Source organism: Chloroflexota bacterium (assembly GCA_015478725.1).
In the GTDB taxonomy this organism is placed as follows: domain Bacteria; phylum Chloroflexota; class Limnocylindria; order Limnocylindrales; family CSP1-4; genus C-114.
In genome coordinates this window covers 1-2,322 of the sequence record JADMIG010000077.1, presented here as the reverse complement: position 1 = coordinate 2,322, position 2,322 = coordinate 1, and the positions used below count along the sequence as shown (strand labels likewise).

Below are 2,322 nucleotides of genomic sequence, written 5' to 3'. Positions count from 1 at the left end.
GAACTACATATTTTCTGAGGCATAAGGTGAAGGTAGTTTTGTGTCAAACTCTACCGTATGACTTCAGCACTTGAACCGACACAGCAATTGATGTTTTCTTTGATAAAAATCTGGGAGGCCAGCGGCCAGACCCAACGCGCCTTTTGCCAGGAGAAAGAATTAGCCTACCATAAATTTCATTACTGGTATAAGAAATACCGGGAACATTTTGCGCCGCCCTCTGCCAGGACTCCTTTTGTTTCGGTTACCGTAAAGGACGATCGGGATAAGAGGACCGTTGCCGGTGGCATACTGGAATTGGTTTTGCCTGATGGCCGCCGTTTGCTATTCAATCAGCCTGTCGAGGTTGGATTTCTAAAGGCACTCTTGTCTTGATGCTTTCCCTTTCTGCCCTCCATCATTATTTTCTTTATCGAGAAAAAACCGATATGCGCAAAGGTGTCGATGGTCTCTGTGGCCTGGTGCGGGATGGCTTGAAGCGAGATCCATTGAGCGGAGACATTTTTATTTTTTTTAACCGTCGCCGCAATCAGGTCAAGTTGTTGCTCTGGGAGCAGGATGGTTTTTCGATTTATTACAAACGTCTGGAACGCGGCACCTATGAACTTCCTCTCATCGATGAAAAAAGTTTATCCATAGCCCTTAGCAATGAGGAGTTGATGTTGATTCTTCAAGGTATCTGTTTGAGTTCTGTGCGACGAAGAAAAAGATTTCATATTTCAGAAAATAATTTCGCTAAAACACAGCCTGTTCCTGTGTGATTACAAGGTGATATTTTATCTTTGCATTGTTGAACGCAGTGCAAGCATATCAAGATTTATCACGCGAAGAACTTCTCATAAAAGTTGCTGACCTGGTTCACCGCCTCAACCAACTTGAGCGATTAGTTTTCGGCCCAAAGACAGAGCGTTTTATCCCTTCATCCCCTGATCAATTAGCCTTAGACATAGCGGTACCACAAAAAGAACAAGCGATTGTCCCTGTTACACAGACCATTCAATACGAGCGCAAGAAGGCCAGTAAACCGGAGAGCGAAAAAGTGCAGACCGGACGGATGCTTTTACCGGCCAGCCTTCCCCGTGAGCAAGTGATCATCGAACCATCTATGGATGTTACGGGATGGAAAAAAATTGGAGAAGAGAAGACGGAAGAACTTGAACGCATTCCAGGGAAATTATTTGTTCGTCAATACATCCGCCCCAAGTATGTTGATCCAAGCGGAGAAAAGATTGTGATCGGAGACTTACCTGTGCGCCCCATTGATAAGGGCATTGCCGGTCCAGGTCTGTTGGCACAAATTATTGCCGACAAATTTGTTGACCACATCCCGTTCTATCGGCAATCTCAGCGGTTCGAACGGGAAGGCATGAGGCTGCCTGTCTCGACAATCGGTAATTGGTTGAGCGGAGGTTGCAATTTGATAGAACCGCTTTATGATGTTCAGTATAAACAGGTTTTAAGCCAGCCGTACTTGCAAGCCGATGAGACCCCGCTGAAAGTTTTGGATAAAACTAAAAAAGGAACTACCCACCGGGGATATCATTGGGTGTACTATGCACCAGTGGCTCGTTTAGTTTTATTTGATTACCGGGAAGGCCGGGGTGGGGAGGGTCCCACCGAATGCTTGAAGAATTTTAGCGGCTACCTGCAAACCGATGGGTACGCGGTCTACGATGATTTTGATAAATGTGCCAACATTACCTTACTCAATTGCATGGCGCATGCCCGTCGCATGTTTGACAAGGCATTGGAAAATGATAGATCACGAGCCGAGTATGTGCTCACAGAAATGCAAAAGCTGTATGCCCTCGAACAGGTCGGTAGGGACGAACCCTTGTCCCCGGAAGATCTCTATGCACTGCGCCAACAGCAGGCTGTTCCGATATTAGAAAACCTGAAGGCCTGGATGGTTGAGCATTACCAACAGGTCCTTCCCCAGAGTACTATTGGAAAAGCGATCTTCTACTCCTTGAAGCGATGGGATAAACTGTGCATCTACACCACCGATGCCCGTTTACAAATCGACAACAACTTAGTAGAGAATGCAATTCGTCCGGTTGCGATCGGACGGAAAAATTATCTCTTTGCCGGCTCCCATGATGGGGCACGAAGAGCCGCCATGTTATATTCTTTCCTGGGCACTTGCAAAATCAATAATGTCAACCCCTTTGATTGGCTCAAGGATATCCTCTCCCGCATTCCTTCACATCCTGTTAATAAACTCCACGAACTACTCCCCAACAACTGGGTGCCACCTGCAAAGTAAATCCCGAATAAGAAATTTCTCGGATAAAAAGTAATTGTACTTCACCGTTCGCTTAC

The 2,322-nt window shown here is 46.1% G+C and carries 3 protein-coding genes; all 3 read left to right on the top strand.

All coding sequences use genetic code 11. From position 1 onward, the window contains the following. Positions 1–57 precede the first annotated feature (57 nt). The 3 genes from IVW53_15780 to IVW53_15770 are packed head-to-tail and all read left to right on the top strand — an operon-like array spanning position 58 to position 2,266. Positions 58–375 carry a hypothetical protein gene (locus IVW53_15780; GenBank protein ID MBF6607023.1) on the top strand — a complete coding sequence of 106 codons (318 nt, stop codon included), beginning with the start codon at positions 58–60 and terminating at the stop codon, positions 373–375. After that, the gene (tnpB, locus tag IVW53_15775; protein MBF6607022.1) at positions 372–761 is read left to right on the top strand and encodes an IS66 family insertion sequence element accessory protein TnpB; all 390 of its coding nucleotides are present in this window, start codon (positions 372–374) and stop codon (positions 759–761) included. Before IVW53_15780 ends, tnpB begins: the two co-directional genes overlap by 4 nt. A 29-nt stretch (positions 762–790) precedes the next feature. Further along, positions 791–2,266: an IS66 family transposase gene (locus IVW53_15770; protein MBF6607021.1), complete on the top strand. Its 1,476-nt coding sequence runs from the start codon at positions 791–793 to the stop codon at positions 2,264–2,266. Positions 2,267–2,322: the final 56 nt, after the last annotated feature.

What these genes read in the sequence shown, in the direction of transcription:
- IVW53_15780 (MBF6607023.1), top strand. Translation starts at nt 58, where the DNA reads ATGACTTCAGCACTTGAACCGACACAGCAATTGATGTTTTCTTTGATA.